This window comes from Niallia sp. FSL W8-0954 (assembly GCF_038005605.1).
Classification (GTDB): Bacteria; Bacillota; Bacilli; order Bacillales; family Cytobacillaceae; genus Niallia; species Niallia circulans_A.
Window position 1 is genome coordinate 4,560,545 of the sequence record NZ_JBBOTN010000001.1, and the last position, 21,223, is coordinate 4,581,767.

General features: G+C 36.9%; 18 protein-coding genes. 2 read left to right on the forward strand and 16 right to left on the reverse strand.

Features of this window, described 5'->3' with window-relative positions; translation table 11 throughout:
* Nucleotides 1–57 precede the first annotated feature (57 nt).
* The 3 genes from NX902_RS22275 to NX902_RS22285 all read right to left on the reverse strand — a co-directional run bounded on the left by NX902_RS22275 (nt 58) and on the right by NX902_RS22285 (nt 4,361).
* Nucleotides 58–1,899: an ABC transporter ATP-binding protein gene (locus tag NX902_RS22275; RefSeq protein WP_445668893.1), complete on the reverse strand. Its 1,842-nt coding sequence runs from the start codon at nt 1,897–1,899 to the stop codon at nt 58–60.
* Nucleotides 1,892–3,649 (reverse strand): ABC transporter ATP-binding protein, encoded by a 1,758-nt coding sequence (locus NX902_RS22280; protein WP_123260337.1) that lies wholly within the window; start codon nt 3,647–3,649, stop codon nt 1,892–1,894. The genes NX902_RS22275 and NX902_RS22280 overlap by 8 nt, the downstream gene beginning before the upstream one ends.
* Before the next feature lie 154 nt (nt 3,650–3,803).
* Entirely contained in the window at nt 3,804–4,361 is a 558-nt protein-coding gene (locus NX902_RS22285; protein WP_123258457.1) for a thioredoxin family protein, read from the reverse strand.
* A gap of 166 nt (nt 4,362–4,527) precedes the next feature.
* Here NX902_RS22285 and NX902_RS22290 point away from each other — a divergent pair, with 166 nt between their 5' ends.
* The gene (locus NX902_RS22290) at nt 4,528–5,592 is read left to right on the forward strand and encodes a hypothetical protein (RefSeq protein WP_123258458.1); all 1,065 of its coding nucleotides are present in this window, start codon (nt 4,528–4,530) and stop codon (nt 5,590–5,592) included.
* A 405-nt stretch (nt 5,593–5,997) separates the two neighbouring features.
* On the opposite strand, the gene NX902_RS22295 is transcribed toward NX902_RS22290, so the two are convergent.
* From NX902_RS22295 to NX902_RS22350, 12 genes are all read right to left on the reverse strand, one after another.
* Nucleotides 5,998–7,332, reverse strand: coding sequence for a sulfatase family protein (locus tag NX902_RS22295; RefSeq protein WP_123258460.1), 1,335 nt, complete (start codon nt 7,330–7,332; stop codon nt 5,998–6,000).
* A 15-nt stretch (nt 7,333–7,347) separates the two neighbouring features.
* The gene (locus tag NX902_RS22300) at nt 7,348–8,892 is read right to left on the reverse strand and encodes a PTS transporter subunit EIIC (protein ID WP_445668898.1); all 1,545 of its coding nucleotides are present in this window, start codon (nt 8,890–8,892) and stop codon (nt 7,348–7,350) included.
* A gap of 450 nt (nt 8,893–9,342) precedes the next feature.
* Nucleotides 9,343–10,179: a PRD domain-containing protein gene (locus NX902_RS22305; RefSeq protein ID WP_095332580.1), complete on the reverse strand. Its 837-nt coding sequence runs from the start codon at nt 10,177–10,179 to the stop codon at nt 9,343–9,345.
* Nucleotides 10,180–10,212: 33 nt separating this feature from the next.
* A complete protein-coding gene (locus tag NX902_RS22310; RefSeq protein WP_095332578.1) occupies nt 10,213–10,707 on the reverse strand; it encodes a PTS sugar transporter subunit IIA in 495 nt (164 codons plus the stop codon).
* Between the two features lie 492 nt (nt 10,708–11,199).
* On the reverse strand, nt 11,200–13,080 hold the full coding sequence (locus NX902_RS22315) for a BglG family transcription antiterminator (protein WP_341161023.1): 1,881 nt from the start codon (nt 13,078–13,080) through the stop codon (nt 11,200–11,202).
* A gap of 31 nt (nt 13,081–13,111) precedes the next feature.
* The gene (locus NX902_RS22320) at nt 13,112–14,578 is read right to left on the reverse strand and encodes a sulfatase-like hydrolase/transferase (RefSeq protein WP_286167725.1); all 1,467 of its coding nucleotides are present in this window, start codon (nt 14,576–14,578) and stop codon (nt 13,112–13,114) included.
* A gap of 70 nt (nt 14,579–14,648) precedes the next feature.
* Complete coding sequence (locus tag NX902_RS22325; RefSeq protein WP_123260332.1) at nt 14,649–14,951, reverse strand: PTS sugar transporter subunit IIB; 303 nt, start codon at nt 14,949–14,951, stop codon at nt 14,649–14,651.
* A complete protein-coding gene (locus tag NX902_RS22330) occupies nt 14,951–15,271 on the reverse strand; it encodes a PTS lactose/cellobiose transporter subunit IIA (RefSeq protein WP_249937890.1) in 321 nt (106 codons plus the stop codon). Before NX902_RS22330 ends, NX902_RS22325 begins: the two co-directional genes overlap by 1 nt.
* A gap of 7 nt (nt 15,272–15,278) precedes the next feature.
* Nucleotides 15,279–16,643 (reverse strand): PTS sugar transporter subunit IIC, encoded by a 1,365-nt coding sequence (locus NX902_RS22335; protein ID WP_163186368.1) that lies wholly within the window; start codon nt 16,641–16,643, stop codon nt 15,279–15,281.
* A 303-nt stretch (nt 16,644–16,946) separates the two neighbouring features.
* Nucleotides 16,947–17,165, reverse strand: coding sequence for a hypothetical protein (locus tag NX902_RS22340; protein WP_341123382.1), 219 nt, complete (start codon nt 17,163–17,165; stop codon nt 16,947–16,949).
* Between the two features lie 68 nt (nt 17,166–17,233).
* Complete coding sequence (locus NX902_RS22345) at nt 17,234–18,460, reverse strand: nuclease-related domain-containing protein (protein WP_249937891.1); 1,227 nt, start codon at nt 18,458–18,460, stop codon at nt 17,234–17,236.
* Between the two features lie 78 nt (nt 18,461–18,538).
* A complete protein-coding gene (locus NX902_RS22350; protein WP_095332566.1) occupies nt 18,539–19,381 on the reverse strand; it encodes an aldo/keto reductase in 843 nt (280 codons plus the stop codon).
* Nucleotides 19,382–19,569: 188 nt separating this feature from the next.
* On the opposite strand from NX902_RS22350, the gene NX902_RS22355 reads away from it, so the two are divergent.
* A complete protein-coding gene (locus tag NX902_RS22355; RefSeq protein WP_047942606.1) occupies nt 19,570–19,860 on the forward strand; it encodes an AbrB/MazE/SpoVT family DNA-binding domain-containing protein in 291 nt (96 codons plus the stop codon).
* Nucleotides 19,861–19,951: 91 nt separating this feature from the next.
* Here NX902_RS22355 and NX902_RS22360 read toward each other — a convergent pair whose 3' ends face one another.
* Entirely contained in the window at nt 19,952–21,049 is a 1,098-nt protein-coding gene (locus NX902_RS22360; protein WP_249877588.1) for a GGDEF domain-containing protein, read from the reverse strand.
* Nucleotides 21,050–21,223: the final 174 nt, after the last annotated feature.

The following is a 21,223-nucleotide window of genomic DNA, read 5'->3' on the forward strand; positions in this document are numbered from 1 at the left end:
GAAGCTGGAAGAAAAACTCGCAACATTCTAGCGAGTTTTTCGATGAGAATCTTTTTATTACGATGCTTCTTCAAACTGGCTATTATAAAGCTCAGCATAAAATCCATTTTTCTCGATTAATTCCTTATGTGTTCCGGCTTCGATAATATCGCCGTCTTTCATGACAAGTATTAAATCGGCATTTTTAATTGTAGAAAGTCTATGGGCGATCACAAAGGAAGTTTTTCCTTCTGTCAGCTTATCCATTGCTGTTTGAATCAGTAATTCCGTACGGGTATCCACGGAGCTAGTCGCTTCATCTAGGATAAGTAATGGCGCCATTTTTACCATGGCACGTGCGATGGTGATAAGCTGTTTTTGACCTGCTGATAAACTTGTTTTGTCATCCAAGATAGTATCATAGCCGTTTGGCAATGTTTTGATAAAATGATGCAAGCCAACTGCTTTGCAGGCAGCTTCTACCTCTTCATCTGATACTCCTTCTCTTGAATAGACGATATTGTCGCGAATAGACCCTTCAAATATCCAAGTATCTTGCAGCACCATACAGAAAAGCTCATGCAGGGCCTCTCTTGTCATTTCGTTGGTTGGAATCCCGTCAATTGTGATCTCGCCGCGATTTATTTCATAAAAGCGCATCAGCAAATTAATTAATGTTGTTTTTCCAGCGCCAGTCGGTCCTACGATTGCTACCTTCTGGCCAGCGGCTACTTGTACGGAAAAGTCTTCAATGATTGTTTTATCTTCACTGTAGCCAAAGCGGACATGCTTAAATTCCACATCACCTTTGATATTTGCCAATTTTGCTGTTTTCTCCTCTTCTACTGCTAGTTCTTCTTCGGACAAGAACTCAAACACACGCCCACTTGCTGCTGCTGTGGATTGCAGATTTGTCGCTGCTTGCGCAATTTGTTGCAGCGGCTGTGTAAATAAGCGAATGTACAGCATAAAGGCAACAATAACACCAAATGAAATATGGCCATTTACAGCAAGAGCAGCCCCGACAATACATACAACCACATAACCAAAGTTTCCAATAAACATCATTAATGGCATCATCAGCCCTGACATAAATTGCGATTTCCACGCACTCTCATATAATCGTGTATTGATAGCAAAAAAGTCATCCTTCGCCTGCTGCTCTGCATTATAAGCTTTCACGACATTATGGCCAGAATAGATTTCTTCAATATGACCATTTAATTTTCCAAGCTCTTGCTGCTGTTGAGCGAAGTATTTCTGTGATTTCGAAATAATAAAGAACATAAACGCAAAACCAATAAAGGTGGAAAGAATAGCTGCAATTGCCATAATCCAGTTGGTGTAGAACATCATGATTAAGGAACCGACGAACATAGTAATAGCCGTAATTAAGCTGCTAATACTTTGGTTCATCGTCTGTCCCACCATATCGACATCATTTGTAACCCGGCTAAGGACATCACCTGTTGTTGTATTATCAAAATACTTTAAAGGCAGACGGTTAATTTTTACCGAAATGTCTCTTCTTAATTGTTTTGAAATTCTCTGGGTGACAGTTGCCATAATATAGCCTTGCACATAGTTAAAAATAAAGCCTAAACCGTATAGGAACACCAACAGAATCGCTACATCATATACAGCATCTAGATCAATGTCTCCCATCAGTCCTGCTGTAATATAATCCGTCATTTTGCTTAGCTGATCAGGACCGATAATGCTAAAAATTGCCGCTGTCATCGCCAGAATTAAAGCAAAGATGATAATCGGAAAGTAAGCTTTACAGTAAATTACCAGCTGCTTTAAACTGGAAAAATTCATCCCTTTTGCACGCGGAGGAATCGATTTTGCTGGTTGGTTCCCCAACTCCTCATTTTGGGTTGGATTTTTCTCTTCTTTTACTTCGTTTTTCTTAGCCAATTTCGAGTTCCTCCTTTGATAATTGTGATAAAGCAATTTCTTGGTAAACATCGCAAGTTACCATTAATTCGTCATGTGTCCCCATTCCAACTACTTCGCCTTTATCTAATACCAGAATGCGGTCAGCATCCTTAATCGTTCCAATTCGCTGTGCCACAATAATATTAGTGGCATCTTGGATCTCTTCTTTCAGTTTAGAACGGAGGACACGATCTGTTTTATAGTCTAACGCGGAAAAAGAATCATCAAATAAATAGACTTCTGGATCTTTATAAATGGCACGTGCAATCGATAATCTTTGTTTCTGTCCACCAGAAAGATTGGTTCCACCTTGTGAAATCGTCGCCTCATATTGCTGATCCATTTTTTCAATAAAGTCTTTTCCTTGCGCAATTTCCACTGCTCGTTGGATTTTTGTCTGTTCCACTGAATCCTTATCTTCCTCTCCAAACGTAATGTTGGAAGACACAGAGCCACTGAACATAACTGCTTTTTGCGATACATATCCAATTTTGTCTCGTAATGCTTCTAGCTTATAATTCTTCACATTTAGACCATCTACCAAAATTTCGCCCTCGGTTGCTTCCATAAAGCGAGGTATCAAGTTCAACAGAGTACTTTTTCCGCTCCCAGTAGAACCAATAATCGCAACAGTCTCCCCTTTAGAAGCAGTAAAGCTAATATTTCGGAGAATATAATCACTCGCTCCAGGGTATTTAAAGCTCACATCGCGAAATTCAATCTCTCCTACTTTGTCTCCATTTGTTTTTGAACCACTCTTAATTTTCACATCGGTATTCAGGACTTCGTTTATTCTCTTAATCGAAACTGCCGCACGAGGAAGAAGAACAAATGTAATGGAAACCATCATAAACGCCATAATGATTTGCATCGCATAGGAAGAAAAGACAACCATGTCTGAGAATATCGGCAAGCGGTCTGCCATTGCCGCATTATTGATTAACACTGCTCCAATCCAATAGATGGCAAGCGTCATCCCCGACATTATCAGGGAAATCGTCGGCATCATCAGGGCCATGATTCGAGAAGTGAATAAATTTGTATCCGTTAATTCCTTATTTGCTTTCTCAAATTTTTCCTCATGATAGTTTGCTGCATTATAAGCATGAACAACCCGGATTCCGTTTAAATGCTCTCTTGTTACCATGTTAAGATTATCCGTTAACTTCTGGATAACTTTGAATTTTGGAAGAGCAACTAGCACAATCGTAGCAATCAGCACTAATAACACCGCAATTGCCACGCCTGTAGCAGCGGTCCATTCCCAGCTTTTCCCGGTAATTTTTAAAATTCCCCACACAGCAATGATCGGTGCTTTAATAACAATTTGTAAGCTTAATATAATCAGCATTTGAACTTGCATAATATCATTTGTCGAACGAGTTATTAAGCTAGCTGTTGAAAAACCAGACAGCTCTTCCATCGAAAAAGATAATGTCTTATCAAAAACCTTTTTGCGCAGACGATTCGAAAAGCCTGCGGCCACTTTCGCAGCAAAGAAAACCGTGATAATCGAAGCAACCATACTTCCGATCGCACAAAGCATCATAAATCCACCTTGAGCTAAAACGTCGCTTAACTCACTTCCCTCTGTCTGCACTAGTCTTGTGATTTCAGACATATAATCTGGCAGCTTTAAATCAAGCCATACTTGTAAAATAATAAAGACTAATGCACATGAAATGAACATCCAGTCCTTTTTTTGAAAGTTTTTAAAAATATTTATCATGAATCCATTCCTCCCCCTGCAGCCATACATCAATCTCACCAAATACATCGCATCCGATATATCGTATGCGATTATATTAATGATTTTAGAGTTCGATGTCAAACAAAAGCTTTTACCAATTAAAAAACAGCCCTCAAATTCAAGGGCTGTCTGTTTATTTAATAATCTCTTGGACTCTGCTCTTAAAGCTTTTGTATACATATGTCCAAATAGCTGGCTCGGTGCGATATCTCTTCTGTAGGCTTTCGTAAAAATCTTTTTGTTTTTCCGCAAATGTTGGATCCTCTTTTGCAGGAAGCTTGGCACGCCCTTCATTAACTATTTCTTGGACTTCTGGTGCACGCGGTCCCCATTTGCCAATTAACTCGCCTTGTTCATTTAAAATAAGCACCATAGGAATCGCTCTGCCGCCGTTTGTTAAATGGCGATCAATTAAATCTGTATCTGCATCTCGCAATGCCACATGCATTGGCAAATCCGCCGCTTCTACTATTTTGCGAAGAACAGGATTAATCACCATCGCATCGCCACACCAATCTTCCGTAATCGTTAGGAAATGTAACTTATGCTTTTTTAATTCTTCGGTAAAACCATCTTGCGGCAAAGAGAAGTTTTCATATACTTCATGGCTTTCCTCTTTTAATGTACTCATGTTTTCCATATATGTTTGAATCGTTGTGCCTTCTTCAAAATATTGTTGCTCTGTCTTCATTATGGTACACGCTCCTTTTCTATGTAGACCTTCTCTATTATTTTACTATGTCTATGTGTTTCATACTATTTTGACGATTTGGGATAAATTGCTTTTTTTGATAGATGAATGTATAGGGCTTTGTTACAATTAACTTAACAAGATTTCTTAAGATTGGAGTTATGGCATGAAGAAATTTTTTTCAACACTAGGAATGGCTTTGATTGGAGGAGTATTTGGCGGAGCACTTATGCTCACTCTTTTATCGCAAGAATGGACTATCACGAATATTCTTCTTGGAGTCGTTTGTTTCCTTGCATTTTATATTATACATATTATTTTACATGAAGGTGGACATCTTATTTTCGGAAAATTAACTGGCTATTCCCTTGTCTCCTTTCGCGTTTTTTCCTGGATGGTCGTTGCCACTAAAGACGGTTTAAAGTGGAAAAAGCTGCATGTGCCAGGCACATTAGGCCAGTGTTTAATGGCTCCTCCCGAATATGTGAAAGGCAAGTATCCCTTTAAGTTGTATTTATGCGGCGGAGTTATCATAAATTTTCTCAGTAGTTTAGTGGTTGGCGGCATTGCTTTGATTGTATACGGGAATGCTTTTCCTATCCCTGTCACTCTATTCGTACTCCTTGGCCTCTTTATTGGAGTCACAAATATTATTCCTTATGGTTTTAACGATGGGATGACATTAAAAATGGCGTGGAGCAACGAAAAAAAGCAATGGCAGCTATTTAGTCAATTCTATATTAATGCGCAAACTTCCAATGGCATTTCTTATCAGGAGCTGCCAGAAGAACTATTTGCACTGCCCGATGGCGATGATGGGAAGGATTATTTTTCCCAGTGGGGACTGTGCATGCAACAAGTGCGCGCAATGGACCGCCTCGATTTTGAAGAAGCAAAGAGAATTAATGACTTACTGTGGGCAAGGAAAGACGAGTTAATCTCCCTTTTCCGAGTGGAGGTTGCCAAAGAGCGCTTGTTTTTGTTAACTGTGCTGGAAGGTGACAAAGAAGAAGTCCAATCTATTTATAAGAATAAAGAAGTAAAACGCTTCTTAGCAATCAAACAGATGAGCAATAAACGAATTGCCGCCGCATATGAGTTGCACGTAAATGGCGATCGCCAAAAAGCAACTGCGCTTTGCGAAGAAGGAGCTCAGTTGGAGAAGCATAATCCGAATATGACGGATATTGTGCTAGAGAAGCGATTGATGAAGACTTTGTTGGCAGGATGAGTTTTGGTGGGGTGGGATTGAGTTGGTTTGGGTTGGGGGTTGGCTGATATATTCCCAGGTTGGCTGATATTTTCCTAGGTTGGCTGATTCCTCCCTTACTTTGGCTGATATTTTCCTAGTTTGGCTGATTCCTCCTCCACTTTGGCTGATATTTTCCTAGTTTTGGCTGATTCTACCTCTACTTTGGCTGATATTTTCCCAGGTTGGCTGATTCCACCCTAACTTTAGCTGATCCTCTTCCCGCTTCTCCTAATATATCCATAACTCGGCTGACCTTCGCCCAAACTTTCGCTAATAAAGTGTATTTTCTTATATCCTCTCATCCATTTCATCGAATATTCCCTTCACTCCAAAAAAAGCTCCAATAAAAGTCTATAATTAGACTAATTGGAGCTTCTTTTTATTTTATTTTTGCCTTTTTGTATATGCTCTACCTATCTTAGCTTCTTCAGACCATCTTGCTGAGGCAATGCCGGGTACAGCTCCTTTTAATAAAGGATCTTTTGTTTCGTTCATCCAATTTGCCACTTTTTCGCGCAATTGCCTTGCTACTTCAGAGTATGCAGGATCATGGATAAGATTTTTATATTCTAATGGATCTTTTTCTAGGTCATACAACTCTTCTGCCTCATTTGGTACATAATATTCTTTGCGAACCTCAGCTCCTGATGGGCTGCTGTGGATATCCATCGGCATATAAATTTTGGGACCATCCTCAAAATTTTTCACATACTTATATTTCTCTGTCCGCACTCCGCGCATTGGATGGTAATTATCATGCCAGGTTAATTCACAAAAGAAGTCCTCACGAATTTTCTCATTAGATTGTTTTAATAATAATGGAGCAAAGCTTTTCCCATCTAAATCATCGGGAATCGGTAAGCCCGCTAAGTCTAATAATGTGGGCATAATATCAATATTGCAAAGTAATTCCGTCGAAACAACATTTTTCCCAAACAGTTTTGGATTATAGAAAATTAAAGCTGTTTCTAATCCTGCTTCTTTCAACGTTCCTTTTGCCCTTGGGAACGCTATTCCGTGATCTGTTGTATAAATAACAATTGTATTGTCTATTAAACCTGTTTCTTCTAATGTGTCCATAATTCTTTTTATTGCAGCATCTAGCACTTTTACAGAACCATTCATTAACGCAATTTCCTTACGAATGGCTTCCGTGTCTGGTAAATATTCTGGTACTTCTACTGCTGAAATTTCATCTGCAAATGGTTCATACTCATCAAAAGTACGATGTGTTTCCCAAAATCCAATATTTGCAAAGAAGGGTTTACCATCCTCCTTTTTTTCTTGCAGGTATTTCACTGCACTATCTGCAACTTGCGGCGCTCTTGATCCTTCAATTTTCTCATAGCGGTCATATCCTAGCTTATAAGAAGAAGTCCAAGTGCCTCTTTCTGTGTGTCCTACTGTCTCATGGCTAAATCCAATTAAAGCTGATTCATAGCCAGCCTCGGAAAATTTAGTAGGCATTGTATCGATGCTTTCCTCTATTCCAAACTCATAATGCGCTAGACCAATTAATCCATTATTATGTGGATACAAACCTGTTAAGATACTACCACGACTCGGACTACATTGAGGTGCTGGACAAAAGAATTGATCAAAGCGCACCCCTTCTGCAGCTAATCGATCAATTTCAGGAGATTCAACAGCTTTTCCATAACAGCCTAAATGTCTACCTGTATCATGCGAAATCATAAAAACAATATTAGGTTTATTCATTTATATTCACTCCTTTTATTCTCCTACTATTTCTTCAATCTCTGTTTTGATAATAGATACATGTGGTCCATAAATTACTTGAACTCCATTTCCACGTAACATTACTCCCTTAGCACCTGTACCTTTTAATACAGCTTCTGATACTTTCGAAGAATCTTTGACGGTTACGCGCAATCTAGTTGCACAATTATCAACTTCGGATAAATTATCTTTTCCACCTAATCCAGAAATAATGGTTGCAGCTCTGCTACTTCCATCTGTTGCGGCAGCTGCATCTTCTGCCAACTCCTCGTCCTCTCTTCCAGGTGTTTTATAATTAAATTTCACAATTAGAAATCTAAATACTACATAATAAACAACAAAGAAGACTATCCCTATTAGGGGAATCAGAATCCAATTTGTTTTATCGTTTCCTTGTAGAATTCCAAATAAAGTCAAGTCAATTAATCCAGCAGAGAAGGTCATTCCCACTGTAATATGGAAGATATGAGCTATCATATAAGATAGTCCCCAAAAAGCTGCATGTACTACAAATAACACTGGCGCTACAAATAAAAAGGCAAACTCCAACGGTTCTGTAATACCAGTTAAAAAGGAAGTCAATGCTCCTGTTGCCAGTAAACCAAATATCTTCTTTTTATTCTCTGGTTTCGCTGTATGATACATCGCTAAGGCTGCCCCAATTAATCCAAACATCATTGGGAAGTATTTCCCACTCATAAAACGTGCTGTTCCAATGTAATACTGTTCAACATTTGGATCTGCTAATTGAGCGAAGAAGATATTCTGCGCTCCTTGCACAACATTCCCCGCGACCTCTAACGTCCCCCCAAGGCCGGTTTGCCAAAAAGGTAAATAAAAGATATGGTGCAATCCCAAAGGCCCTAATAACTTTACAACAAACCCAAATAAGAAGGTTCCAAAATATCCTGTTTTATCTACAAGTCCACCTAATTGAGCGATTCCTTCTTGAATTGGCGGCCATACTATATACATGGCTATTCCAAGGAAGATGGATACAACAGAAGTAATGATAGGAATAAAACGGGATCCACTAAAAAATCCTAAAAACTGTGGCAGTTGAACTTTATTGAATCTGCTGTGCAGCATGTATGTAACTAAACCAGCTATGATACCGCCAAATACACCTGTTTGTAATGTCTGAATTCCTAATGTCATGCCCTGCCCAACGCCAGCTAAGTTTTCAGTAGCTAACTTATTGGTAATTTGTAACATTGCATTTAGCGATGCATTCATTACAAGGTAGGAAAGAACGGATGCAAGTCCAGCAACCCCTTTATCGGATTTTGCTAGGCCAACCGCAATTCCAATAGCAAAAATTAAAGGTAAATTTCCAAATATAATGTTTCCTGCGGAACTCATTATCGTAAAAATCGCCTGTAAAATCGTATGATCTAAAAATGGATAAAGAGCAATTGTATTAGGGTTAGAAAAAGCACCCCCAATTCCTAATAAAAGTCCTGCGGCAGGTAATACAGCAATTGGAAGCATAATTGCTTTCCCAAACATTTGAAACTTACCAAAAAGCTTGTTAAACATATTTTTTTCTCTCCTCTCACACTGGCCCCTGTTCTGTTGTGACTCTCGATTTTTTAGTTGTTTATTCATTTCAAGGTACAATTGATAAGTGCTATCTTTTCCAAGAAGTATATGCAGTTCATCCTCCCGAAATAGTGCTGCGTACACTCCCTGTAATGACTTTAATTCCTCTAGCCTTACCTGATCCTCCCTCACTAGCCCTAACCGTAATTTAGTTGCACATGCCTCGGCATACTTAATATTTCCAATGCCTCCAAGGTGTCTCATAATATTTGCGCATATCTGTTGGAAATCCATTTGAAACCTCCCGTAAATAGACCTGTTAAACTAGTGCAATCTTTCCTCTTGTTGTTGCTAGCAATAGAAAAAGGCAAGACCTAAAAAGACAGAGAGAATATTTCTCTATCTTTTTAGGTCTTGCCTGATTGAACAGTAACAATCCCCTGTATTCTACTTATTGCTTTTGTCCCAAAGTCTTTGAATATGCAAGGTTAAAAACCCAACTTCTGATTCTGGCACTTCGTATTGATATTCTTGATTTAAAAACACCGCTAGCACTTCTGAGCATTCATATGCTCTCTTATATTTACTCTTCACAATATCGAGCATCTCGTCATCCATCTCATGAAATGCCTCATTTTTTTCCATTCTACTGATAACAAATTCTAAATGCGTTAAAAATCGATGGTATGTTAAGGAATCCTTATCAATTTCCATATTAAGCTGACTTGCAACAATATCCAATAAATCTTGTAAGATCATCGTTCGCTTTAAAGGGACATCTACATTATTCGAATTCATTGTTCCCGTATGGATATGTAAGCCTATATATCCAGCCTCATCAATAGGAAGTTGAATGCCAAGTTTTTTCTCTACTTGGTTAATCGCCCATACCCCAATTTCATACTCCTTAGGATATAAAATCTTTACTTCACTTAATAATCTATTGCGAATGGCTATCCCTTTTTTCATCCGATCAATGGCAAATGCCAAATGATCTGTTAGCGCAATATGAATATGACTATTCAGCTCAACTTCTAAAAATTCCTCCGCATAAGAAATAATTTCTTCTGCTATCGTTATATAGGATTCTGGCAATGACTCTAGCAATTCCTGAAATTGTTTCGTTTCATTTTTCAAGATAAAAATCTTTTCAATTTTACTCTCTTGAATTAAATCATTCTTCCCTTTTTGAAAGGCAATACCTGCACCAAGCACAATTTTTTCTGTGCCCTCTTCTATAATAACTACTGCATTATTATTCAATATCTTATTAATCCTAAGCATTATCCCATCCCCTTTTTCAAATGAAGGGTTTTATTATAAAGAGGCAATTAGAACTTCCTCAATTCCAGCATTCCCTTGCTCCTTATATTTCTTTTCCAGACTCTTCACATTATCTCTATTCAATATAACCATTGGGGTTATAGTGCTAGCCGCATTTTCTTCCACTTTCTCTAAATCGAATTCAACAAGTATATCTCCAATAGATACTTGATCGCCTTCTTTTACATGAACGATAAACCCTTCTCCTTTCATATTAACTGTATCCAACCCAATATGAATCAGAATTTCTAAACCATTATTACTTTCCAATCCTATAGCATGTTTCGTTGGAAACACTTGTTTTACTGTTGCTTCGATCGGAGCAACTACTTTTCCTTCAGCTGGGACAAAAGCGATCCCATCTCCCATCATTTTTTCAGCGAAAACAGGATCCGGAACTTCTTCTATTGGAATGACCTTTCCTGTGATTGGTGCTTTTAATCTTTCTTGCTTTGCTTTATTGTTTCCAAATAGTTTACCTAGTACCAATTTCCATACACTCCTTTATTTTGACAAAAAAAGACCTAAAACAACTAGAGAAACATTCCTCCCAATTGTCTTAGGTCTTGCCTGATTGAACAGTAACAAATCCTCGATATATTAATTGACTTTATCTTATAATAGAATAAAAGCGTTGTCAATCATTTTTTGTATTCGCTTACTATCTATTTATTAACTTTCCAATTTTCTCGATTGTGTATGGATAATACGTTTTATAGTTTTAACAAATATAATCCTTCACCATTTGTTTATGCGCCTCATTAAGTCAATTCCTCAGGCACCCTCTGTAGCAACAATTTCTGGCATTAGGCCCTAGGACTTCTTTACGTTCATTTTATCTCCCTCAATCTACATTAAATAGTACGAATGAGTTTTCTGTTCTTCCATTCACATCATAACACACTTTTATCCAAAACGGATGAAAGTGTGCAAATTAATAAATAAACTTGTGAGGAAAAGGCTATTATATAAATTAGTAGCTCACAAGTTTTCAGAATAAGAAATGATAGTTTCTTTCCATTCATCAAATGAATTTACTTCACATAGTTGAATCATCAGCTCTTTATTATGCACTAATTCTTGTATGAATAGTAACAAATCTCTAACCTCACTGCTTTTAGCTTGTGCAATAGTAAAAATTATTTTAACAGGTAAGCCTGACCAATCAATCGGTTTCTTTAGAATCCCTATGCCAATTTTCGTTACTTCTGAGCAAAGTTCTATGGGGTGAACAAGGGCAATTTGATTTCCAAAAGCTGTACTAGCCAAACTTTCTCTTATTAAACAAAGTTCTTCAAAATTTGGAGGCGTTATTCCTGTTTTCCCTATTAAATCACACATTTTAGTAATTGCCTCTTTTTGGTCATTACAGTCCAAATTACTCTGAAACAAATCCTTAGAAAAATACTTATCTAGTATATATTCTGTTTTCACCTTAGACTTTTCTTCTAGCAATTTTCGTTTCTCCTCTTCTGTGAAAAAAGGACTAATCACTTCTATTGGTATGTTATTTATGTCAACAGGAACAGTGGAGAATATAATATCAGGATTAAAGGCTATAACATCTTCTTGATGATATAAAGAGAAGTTTTTAATCATATGAGCTTTTGGAAATGTTTGCTCTATCTTAAATTTAAGTAATTGAGCCGTACCTTGCCCAGTTGTACATATAATAGCTATTCGATTGAAGTTCTTATCATCAAATTTTTTAAAATCTCTTTCTAGAGCCAAACCAATATGCATTGTCAAATAAGCTATGTCATCATCAGTTAACTGACACTTAAAAATGGAATTCACCTTTTCCGCTAACAATACTGCTAGATTGAAGGCAAAGGCAAATTGTTTTTTTATATCATGAAGAATGGGATTCCTCAAATGAATGTCTTTCATAATCCTTCCTATCAAAGGACGCAAATGAATAAGAAGGCCAGACCGAAGCTTCTGATCCTTCCATAGAGAAATATCATACATCGATTCTATCTTTTCTAAAAAACTATCAATAATCATATTTATTCTTGCATCCGATATATGCATTCCAGCCTGGCTATCATTTTGAAAAATTTGACCACTAATATGAGAATATACATAGACTATTTCAGCATCAGACATTTTCATTGTAAATACATTCTCTACCTTTTCTATAATCGATTGAGAAACTTCATGCTCTAACGAACCTTCCGTCATATTTTCTGTGGGAATATCAATAGGATGCCCTGCTAAAACACGTCTAATCATAATTTTTATATGATAAATAATATTCTGAAGCACTATATCTGAACAATTAATATCTCTAATTTTCCATTCCTTCACAATGAAATCTTCAATAAAAAATAACTTTGGCGTTCCATCTAAATATATTTTTGGTCTAAGCATGTTAGCAATAGCTAACCTTTTCCCTAACTCCGTGCCACTTATTTTAAATCCGTAATGTGGCTTACTCTTTAACAATAATCCATATGTTTGAATTTCCTTTTTCAACTTAGAAATTATGCTGCTCATTTTGCTTCTGCTTACATAATATTCATCACATAATTCTTCTAGTTTTACATACTTAACCTCTTCAATCAGTCTTTTGAATACATTTTCTAATAGATCAGAAGAAGAAAAGAAGGGCGTATCACTAACCCTGGTGATACTTTTTAATATTTCTTCTCTATTGCTCGTACGAAGATAATATCCTTCTCCTCTTTTGGCCACTATCTTACTATTAAATTTCTCTAAAAAGACGTTTATGCTACCTATTGAATTTCTGATTGTTTTTTCGCTTACGCCAAATGCAAACATTAAATTTTTAATAGGTATATATTGCTCTTCTCTAAGAAATTCTTCCAGTAATTTCATATCTTTCTCTATTAAATTCATGTTTATCATCCTTTTTTAAATCCAATAAAAATTACGTACGCTTATCATATCGCTGTGGCACGACATCTCCCGTTTCAAAGAAGTGTTTCAGCATTTTTTCTTTAAATCTTTGAATAACAGGGGCATATTTTTCATCATTAATCTTGTTGCATGTTTCATATGGATCTTCTGTTAATACATAAAACTCGGCTTGTTCATACAAACGGTAGATATATTTATAAGATTGATCCCGAATCATCATAGCCTTCGTATGCTGCGGCATTTTTGTTTGTTCTATCGTTCTAGCCCAATATTCATTACTTGGATCATGACCTGCATCCATACAATGTGATTCCCCTTCTAATCTTCCACCTTCAGAAAAAACTACCTCTCTATGCTCCTCTTTTCCTTCTAATACAGGTTTAAGAGACTTTCCAAAATGAGTATATTCAGGTGTAATACCAGCAATATCTAAGATAGTTGCCTGAATGTCGATTAACTCTGTCAAAGCTGCAGTTACCCTTTGCTTCACTTCCATACCTTTAGCAGGCTTAATAACGAGGGGCACATTTGTTAACATATCTTCAAAGGTATTCTGGTTTTTCTCTGCTATTTCATAATCTCCCGTATAATCACCGTGATCACTAAAGAAAATAAACAAAGTATCATCGTATAGTTTTTTATCCTTTAATGTCGCAATCAGCTCCCCAATATAGTGATCAAGTTCTGTTCCCATCGCATAATAGACGTGTTTCATTTCTCTTAATTGTTCGTCTGACCAATTATATAGCTTCTGGTTTTCTCTTATCCCCCTTAAAATGCTAGGTTTTAGTTTCCACTCTTCTTCTGTAAGGCGAATTGGATTTGGTATATCTTCTTTCTTAATTTGCTCATACCATTTCTGATCTACTTGATAAGGTGGATGAGGAAGACTTAAGGCCAGATAAACACAGAAAGGATTTTCTTCATATCGTTCTTCCTGAAGAAATTCGATAGCATTATTAATTTGTTCCCAATCTAACTTAGCAGGGCTTTCTTTTACTCCCTTAAAATGAGAATAATCGAAGTCTTTGGACTCCTTCTTTTTTGGTTGAGCTTCTCTCATTTTGCGGAAAAATTCTGCATACTGATTATCCCTTGTAGAACAATATTCTGCAACATCAACATCGGCACGTAAAAAATCATTACGTCCGCCCCAATATACGTGATATCCTTCTTTTTTTAATGTCTTTAATATATTCGGATCCTCTTCTCCCATTAAATGGTGCATCGTTCTAAAACCTTTTGTATGTGGATACCAACCTGAAAGAAAGGAACTTCGACTTGGGACACAAACAGGCAGTTGACAATATGCATTCGAAAAACCTACACCATCTTCTACTAAACTATCAATATTGGGCGTTACCGTTGTAGTATTACCTGTATAACTAATGGAATCTGCTCGCCATTGATCTGCTACTATCATTACAATATTTGGCCTTTTCATACCCGCAACAAGAAAGATTATCTTTCTTGTCATCCACCTCCTATTTCAAACTTTTGTTTTTTATAAAAATAAGTGGGAACTAATTTATTCCCACCTATTTACATTACTGTACTAGTTCTTCTATTCTTTTAAGCACCTTGCTTCCTTTTGCCATCGCATAATCTCGGCTGTCAATGACTTCGCATGGCTTCCCATTTGCATCTGCTACTTTCTTTACCGTTCTTAATTTATGACGAATTTGTGGTCCTAATAAAACGACATCAAATCGGTCAATTAAGTTCTCTAGTTGATCAACTGGATGGGCTTCTACTGTCCAATCCGCTTTTTCCGGACCAAACGAATCTCTAATACTTTTTTCTAGGATACTTGTTGAAATTCCGCCTGCACATACTAATAAAATATTCATTATAATACCTCCGTAATTTTTTCTATTAAGTCTCGCATCGTAATGGTTGTCATTAAATGATCTTGAGCATGGATTAACAATACACTTATTTGAACTCCATCCCCCCCAGCTTCAGCTGCTAATAATGTAGTTTGTTTCTTGTGAGCTTGATTTAATTCTTCTTTCGCTAACAACATAAGTTCGTTTATTTTATCTTTCTTTTTAGGCTTTATATAATCCATTGATTCTAAAATGTATGCTCTTGCATTTCCACTATATAGGATAATTTCCATACACAGTTGTTCTAAATTCATTTTTGTCTCTTCCATCTTCGCTTTCATTCCTTCCTTATTGGACGCTTATGCCACTTTCTTGATCATTACTTCTTGCTGTCATTTGTTCTTCCTCTTGTTCTTCTTTCATCATGTCTTTCTCAAAACTCTTATGAAATGGATAATATATAGCAATGTCCACAAGAATGATTATCAAGGCAACCAATCCTGCTTTGACAGATGCAGAAGCTGCCATCGCAATTAAGATAACTGGTGTTTGGGCTGGTACATTTAAGATAGGATAATTAATAAAATGGAACCAATCAAATGCTGCATAAGTAATTATTGTATTAATAACCGGCACAGTAACAAATGGTATGAACAATTTCGTATTAAAAGGTATTGGTGTTCCGAACATCGTTGGTTCACTAATATTAAACACAGAAGGAATAAAGCCAATTCTTCCTATTTGCTTCAACCCTTTAGATTTACTAAAAAGATTAAGGAAAGCTAGAGCAAAGATTCCTGCTCCTCCAATCAAAATAAATCCAAAGTGTACCGGTGTAGTAAATACCTTGTCATAAGGAAGCCCAGCTGAATAGTTATTAAGATTCTCAACGATATTTTGAAGTTCTATCGGTAATATAATGGGCATAATGATACTTCCGCCATGTATTCCCATAAACCAAAATAAGTTTATTATGAGCATGAACAAACCAACTAAAAATACATTATCAAAATTATTTACAAGCGGACTAAAGATAGTAGTAATTAATTCAGGAAGCTTCACTCCAAATAAAGCAGTTAATATACCGTTAATAAGGATGAAAACCAATACCGTGACAATACCTGGTAAAATTGCATTAAATGAAGTTTTCACATAAATCGGTACAGAATCAGGAAATTTAATGCCTATATCTTTCACATGAAATAACCGAATGATTTCTACAACAATTATCGAAATAATAATCCCTGAAAATATACCCGTAGCGCCAAATGCACTCATATTAACTTGTAAGGTGGCAACATCATTAATCAGTATAGAAGTTGGCTCTCCTACAATGAAAAAATAAATCATCAGACTAGTAATTAGGGCACCCAGCTCATTCAGCTTATAATGTTTGGCTAAATTATATGTCAACCCCATTGTGAAAGCGATGCCAATTATTCCAGTAGAAATATCATTTATTCCTCTTATCCATAAATGATTGTCCCCCCAATTCGCCCAACCTACAAGCATCTTAGCAAATATACTCTCTGAATCAAAAACTACTTCAGGAATCGGCGGCTTCCCAATAATAACTCCTAAGGCTCCAACAATAGTCAGTGTAAGCGTAGCCAAAATACCTGTCATAATAGCCTTTAAATAACGATTGCTCGATGCCCAATCTGCTACTGGCCCCATAACCTTCTCTATATTTCCCATCATTTTATCAAACATTTTTATTCCCCCTTTATCTTTTATTTTGTTTTAACTTCTATCTTCATTATAGATAAGCACCATATTAGTTCCATTTAGATATTTACCAGATAAACTGGAAAAAGAAAAAGACATGCTTTTTACATGCCTTTTTTACTTTATATATGAAAATATGAGTTAGCTAACTCCCATGCTGTGTCAATGTTTGGCTGATATTTTTCTAGTTTTGGCTGATTTCTCCCTTACTTTGGCTGATATTTTCCCAGGTTGGCTGATTCCTCCCCCACTTTGGCTGATATTTTCCCAGGTTGGCTGATTTCTCCCTTACTTTGGCTGATATTTTCCCAGGTTGGCTGATTTCTCCCTTACTTTGGCTGATATTTTCCTAGTTTTGACTGATTCCTCCTCCACTTTGGCTGATATTTTCCCAGGTTGGCTGATTTCTCCCTTACTTTGGCTGATATTTTCCCAGGTTGGCTGATTCCTCCTCCACTTTGCCTGATATTTTCTCAGGTTGGCTGATTCCTCCCTCACCTTGCCCAATAATTAATGGATAATGAGTACATTTTCATTCTCTACTCATCATCCATTCGAATATTTATCCTGATTGCTTATGGGTTTTGATACTTTCTTCCTCTATTTTCTCCTATACTTCGCAAATTCATTCTTACTAGCATTTTAGCAGCTGTTTCACGTGAGGATATGTTGGCAAATTGCCGGAATTCTTTATTTGTAATAGTGGCTTTTATTAATAAAAAATAATCGTTCACTGTTTGGTGATGGGCATTTTTGTCATATGTGTGGCAGTGAGGACAGAACCATTTGCGTTTTTGACGTATCATCGCAAATTTTTCGCATGCTGGGCATTGTACACCTGTGATGAGGTCACTTTGTGGGATTCCATATTTTCTTAGTAGATCGATACTTTCAGGAGTGTTATTTTTCAAGAGATTTTTGGATACTTTGCGGAGGAGCTTCCCTTCTACCACAGTCACTTTATATTTTTGAGAGAGATTGTCCCATTTTTCTAAAAAACTATGACTGTGAATGACTTTATCTCTGATAGCTGGACTTCCTTTTAATATAGTAGATGAACTGCTGAATATTATGATGAATTCGATGGGGATTGGCGGGAGATTATGCAGTTGAAAGTACTTTTGCAATTGACGTTGGTGCCTTTTTGCTTGGGAAATTGGATTCGAATAGCCTTCTACCTTTTCATCTACTTTGCGAATCATCTGATTAAAGTTGGAGTCAATCTCTACTTCTCCATAATAGTTTTTGCATTCGACAATAAGAGCAAATTTTTGCGTGAGGATGAGATAGTCCATCTGGAAATATGTTTTTCCATCGTAGAGGCGAAGATTATGAATGATGAGGCAATCTTTGTCTGGCAAAAATTGAAAGTAATACTTCATATCTTTCTCACCCCGATAGCCTGCTAACAATTTCCTTAAATCTTCCATTACATTCGGTCTAAGCTTATACATTTCTTTTAATCTTTTGATTAGAATTTCCGTAGTTTTTAATCTATTGCTCTTACCAATTTCGTTTATAAACAATTTACCACTTCCTTTCTCTATTTCATTTATTCTATTTGTTTGCTTGAAAATCCTTTTTTTGGTGGGGAGAGGGATTGGGGTTGGCTGATATTTTCCTAGTTTGGCTGATTCCACCCTCACTTTGGCTGATATTTTCCCAGTTTGGCTGATTCCAACCTCACTTTGGCTGATTCCTACTCTACTTTGGCTGATATCCCCCGCACTTTGGCTGATTCCACCCCAACTTCGACTGATATCCGCTGATTTCCTCGCCTGCTTCAGCAAAATCCACCCCAATCAAGCCAATTCTCCCCCATATTTCAGTCCATTCACATCAAACTTCTCCAACCACCCCGCTCAATTAGTCAAACTATCTTAAAACTCTTCATAAACAGCTGGATCTTGATCGGCAATTCGCCCGTCAGCACGGGTTAGGCTGGAAATTTTATTCATTTCGTCTTCGTTCAGTTTAAAATCGAATATCTCTAAGTTTTCTTGTTGGCGTTGAGGGGAGCTTGATTTTGGGATTGGTAATGCTCCTAGTTGGGTGTGCCATCTAAGGATGACTTGGGATATTGTTTTTCCATGGGCTTCTGCTATTTGTTTAATTGTTTCGTTTTCTAACACGTTATTGGCGCGGCCGAGCGGGCTCCATGATTCGGTTACAATACCGTTTGCTTTATCGTAGGCCAGTTGTTCTTTTTGAGAGAAAAATGGGTGGAGCTCTACTTGATTAATGCTTGGCAGTACGCCGGTTTCTTTTTTCAAGCGGTCGAGATGCTCTGGCAGGAAGTTACATACGCCGATGGAGCGGATGAGTCCCCATTTTTGGGCATCAATTAAGGCTTGCCATGCCTCTACATATAAGTCTGTTTTTGGGTTTGGCCAGTGAATTAGGAATAAATCGTAATAATCTAATTTGGTGCGGTATAGTGATTCTTGGATGGTATAGATGGCTTTGTCGTATTGATGATGGCGTCCTGGAAGTTTGGAGGTAATAAATAACTGTTGTCTGCTTACGGTGCTACGGCGAACTGCTTCTCCAACTGCGCCTTCATTTTCGTAATTGAATGCAGAATCTAGTAACCGATAGCCCATGTCTATTGCTGATGTCATGGCCTGAACCCCAGTTGCTCCTCGTAAATTATAAGTACCAAAACCAATTGCTGGAATAACAAGACCGTCATTAAGCGTGATTTGTGGAATAGTTGTATGCATGATTAATATCCTCCTTCTATGAATTAGAAAAGATTTCCTCTTCAAAAAAAGTATAGTGGAAACCTAGTAGCTAATTCTAGTGATATGCTTTCAGCAAGTTATCTTTACTTCAAAATATTTCTTCATTTTCCGAGACTGTATGTTAAAATATAGGATATATATTAAAAATTGTATAGGGAGGGAAAAGTATGAAAAGCACAGGAATTGTTCGTAAAGTGGATGAATTGGGTCGTATTGTTATTCCAAGAGAATTGCGAAGAACATTAGGAATTGAAATTAAAGATCCTTTAGAAATTTTTGTCGAAGGGGAAAAAATTGTCTTCCAAAAATATAAAGCTTTTGAAGAATGTGCCATTACAGGAGAAGTCTCCCCCGATAATATCACGGTTGGGAATGGAAAGCTTGTGTTAAGTAAAGAAGGCGCAGCATTATTAATGAAAGAGTTGGAAACTGTCTTTGCAAGTGAATCACAGAAGTAAACTTTATAATAGGACAATTCCACCTTTTTCAATCACAGCGGAATTGTCTTTTTCTATGGAAATCGATTCATTAAGAAGGGCAGACTCTCGCCTAGGAGGAACTGCAGACTACTACATTTCTTCCTAATTTCTTCGCCTTATATAGCATTTGGTCACTCTCTTTTATTAATTCGTCTAGTGATTTCCCCGCAGAAAGACCACCTATTCCAACAGAAACGGTTACTTTTCCATTAGGCTGTGTCTCTTCCCCAAAGAATCGATACTCTTCCACATTTTTCCGAAATCGCTCGGCAATAGTTGCAGCTGTTTGCATATTCGTTATTTTGGTAAAGCACATTATAAATTCTTCGCCGCCATATCGAGCAAACACGTCTTCTTGTCTCATCGTATCATTTAATAACTGTGCAATCGTACGTAGTACAGCATCACCAGCTGGATGCCCATGGGTATCGTTATATTTTTTAAAATAATCCACATCCATCATGGCAATGACAATGGGAACATTATGCTGCATTAATTTTTCAACATTGGTCCGAAAAAAACGAAGATTGTATAAATCGGTCATACTATCATGTCTTGAATAATATTCTAGTTCTTTTCGTAATAATTGTTTTCTACTTACCCCATTTTGCATAAAAAAAATGCTGAGAACGGCAATGAACTCGAATACTATCAGGACAATTACTGTCATAAACGAAACATGAGTTGTCTGCAGAATAAGGAATAACCTTAAGATCTGGTAGCAGAAAAATGCGCTTAGCATATGCTTCATATTTACAATGGAATATGGTGGATTATGGGACTTCTTATTTTGAAAAAAAGCGCCTATTATAAAGGGCAGGATGATTGCCTGAAATATTCCTTCCATTACAACGGTTCCACCAAGCTGATAACGATATAAAGCCGGTAGGATGGTCGAGATTAATCCACATTTCCATCCCAATAAATAAGAAATATAAAAAATCGGAACACCTCGTAAATCCAATCGCACCTCCCCATAAATTAGTGGTTCCCACATGGCTGCAATACTTAATAGACTAACAACGATTGGAGTAACCCACATATACTTGAGAATATTTTTATATCGCAAGACAAGATATTCTTTTAACTGAAGTGCCAAAAACATAAAAGCAATTATTAATGTCATATTATTTAAAAAGGCATGGAACGTTATTTTAATGTCAATCACCCTATTTTCATGTTATCTCTTGTTGAATTGCGAATGATTATCCACTCTAGTTACATGGAAACTATTCCTACTTTTGTCCCTGTAAAAGATGCTTATTCCTAGGGGATATTTATTCAAGAGGATTTATAGAGGAATCACTTTACACATTTGAAAGGAAGTATCCCAAAACGAGCA

Excerpts from the sequence above, each read along its gene's own strand:
- NX902_RS22295 (WP_123258460.1), bottom strand. The coding sequence starts at position 7,332 with ATGAATAAACCTAATATTGTTTTTATGATTTCGCATGATACAGGTAGA.
- NX902_RS22300 (WP_445668898.1), bottom strand. The coding sequence starts at position 8,892 with ATGTTTAACAAGCTTTTTGGTAAGTTTCAAATGTTTGGGAAAGCAATT.
- NX902_RS22335 (WP_163186368.1), bottom strand. The coding sequence starts at position 16,643 with ATGTTTGATAAAATGATGGGAAATATAGAGAAGGTTATGGGGCCAGTA.
- NX902_RS22305 (WP_095332580.1), bottom strand. The coding sequence starts at position 10,179 with ATGCTTAGGATTAATAAGATATTGAATAATAATGCAGTAGTTATTATA.
- NX902_RS22290 (WP_123258458.1), top strand. The coding sequence starts at position 4,528 with ATGAAGAAATTTTTTTCAACACTAGGAATGGCTTTGATTGGAGGAGTA.
- NX902_RS22325 (WP_123260332.1), bottom strand. The coding sequence starts at position 14,951 with ATGAATATTTTATTAGTATGTGCAGGCGGAATTTCAACAAGTATCCTA.
- NX902_RS22320 (WP_286167725.1), bottom strand. The coding sequence starts at position 14,578 with ATGACAAGAAAGATAATCTTTCTTGTTGCGGGTATGAAAAGGCCAAAT.
- NX902_RS22350 (WP_095332566.1), bottom strand. The coding sequence starts at position 19,381 with ATGCATACAACTATTCCACAAATCACGCTTAATGACGGTCTTGTTATT.
- NX902_RS22315 (WP_341161023.1), bottom strand. The coding sequence starts at position 13,080 with ATGAATTTAATAGAGAAAGATATGAAATTACTGGAAGAATTTCTTAGA.
- NX902_RS22280 (WP_123260337.1), bottom strand. The coding sequence starts at position 3,649 with ATGATAAATATTTTTAAAAACTTTCAAAAAAAGGACTGGATGTTCATT.
- NX902_RS22285 (WP_123258457.1), bottom strand. The coding sequence starts at position 4,361 with ATGAAGACAGAGCAACAATATTTTGAAGAAGGCACAACGATTCAAACA.
- NX902_RS22330 (WP_249937890.1), bottom strand. The coding sequence starts at position 15,271 with ATGAAAGCGAAGATGGAAGAGACAAAAATGAATTTAGAACAACTGTGT.
- NX902_RS22355 (WP_047942606.1), top strand. The coding sequence starts at position 19,570 with ATGAAAAGCACAGGAATTGTTCGTAAAGTGGATGAATTGGGTCGTATT.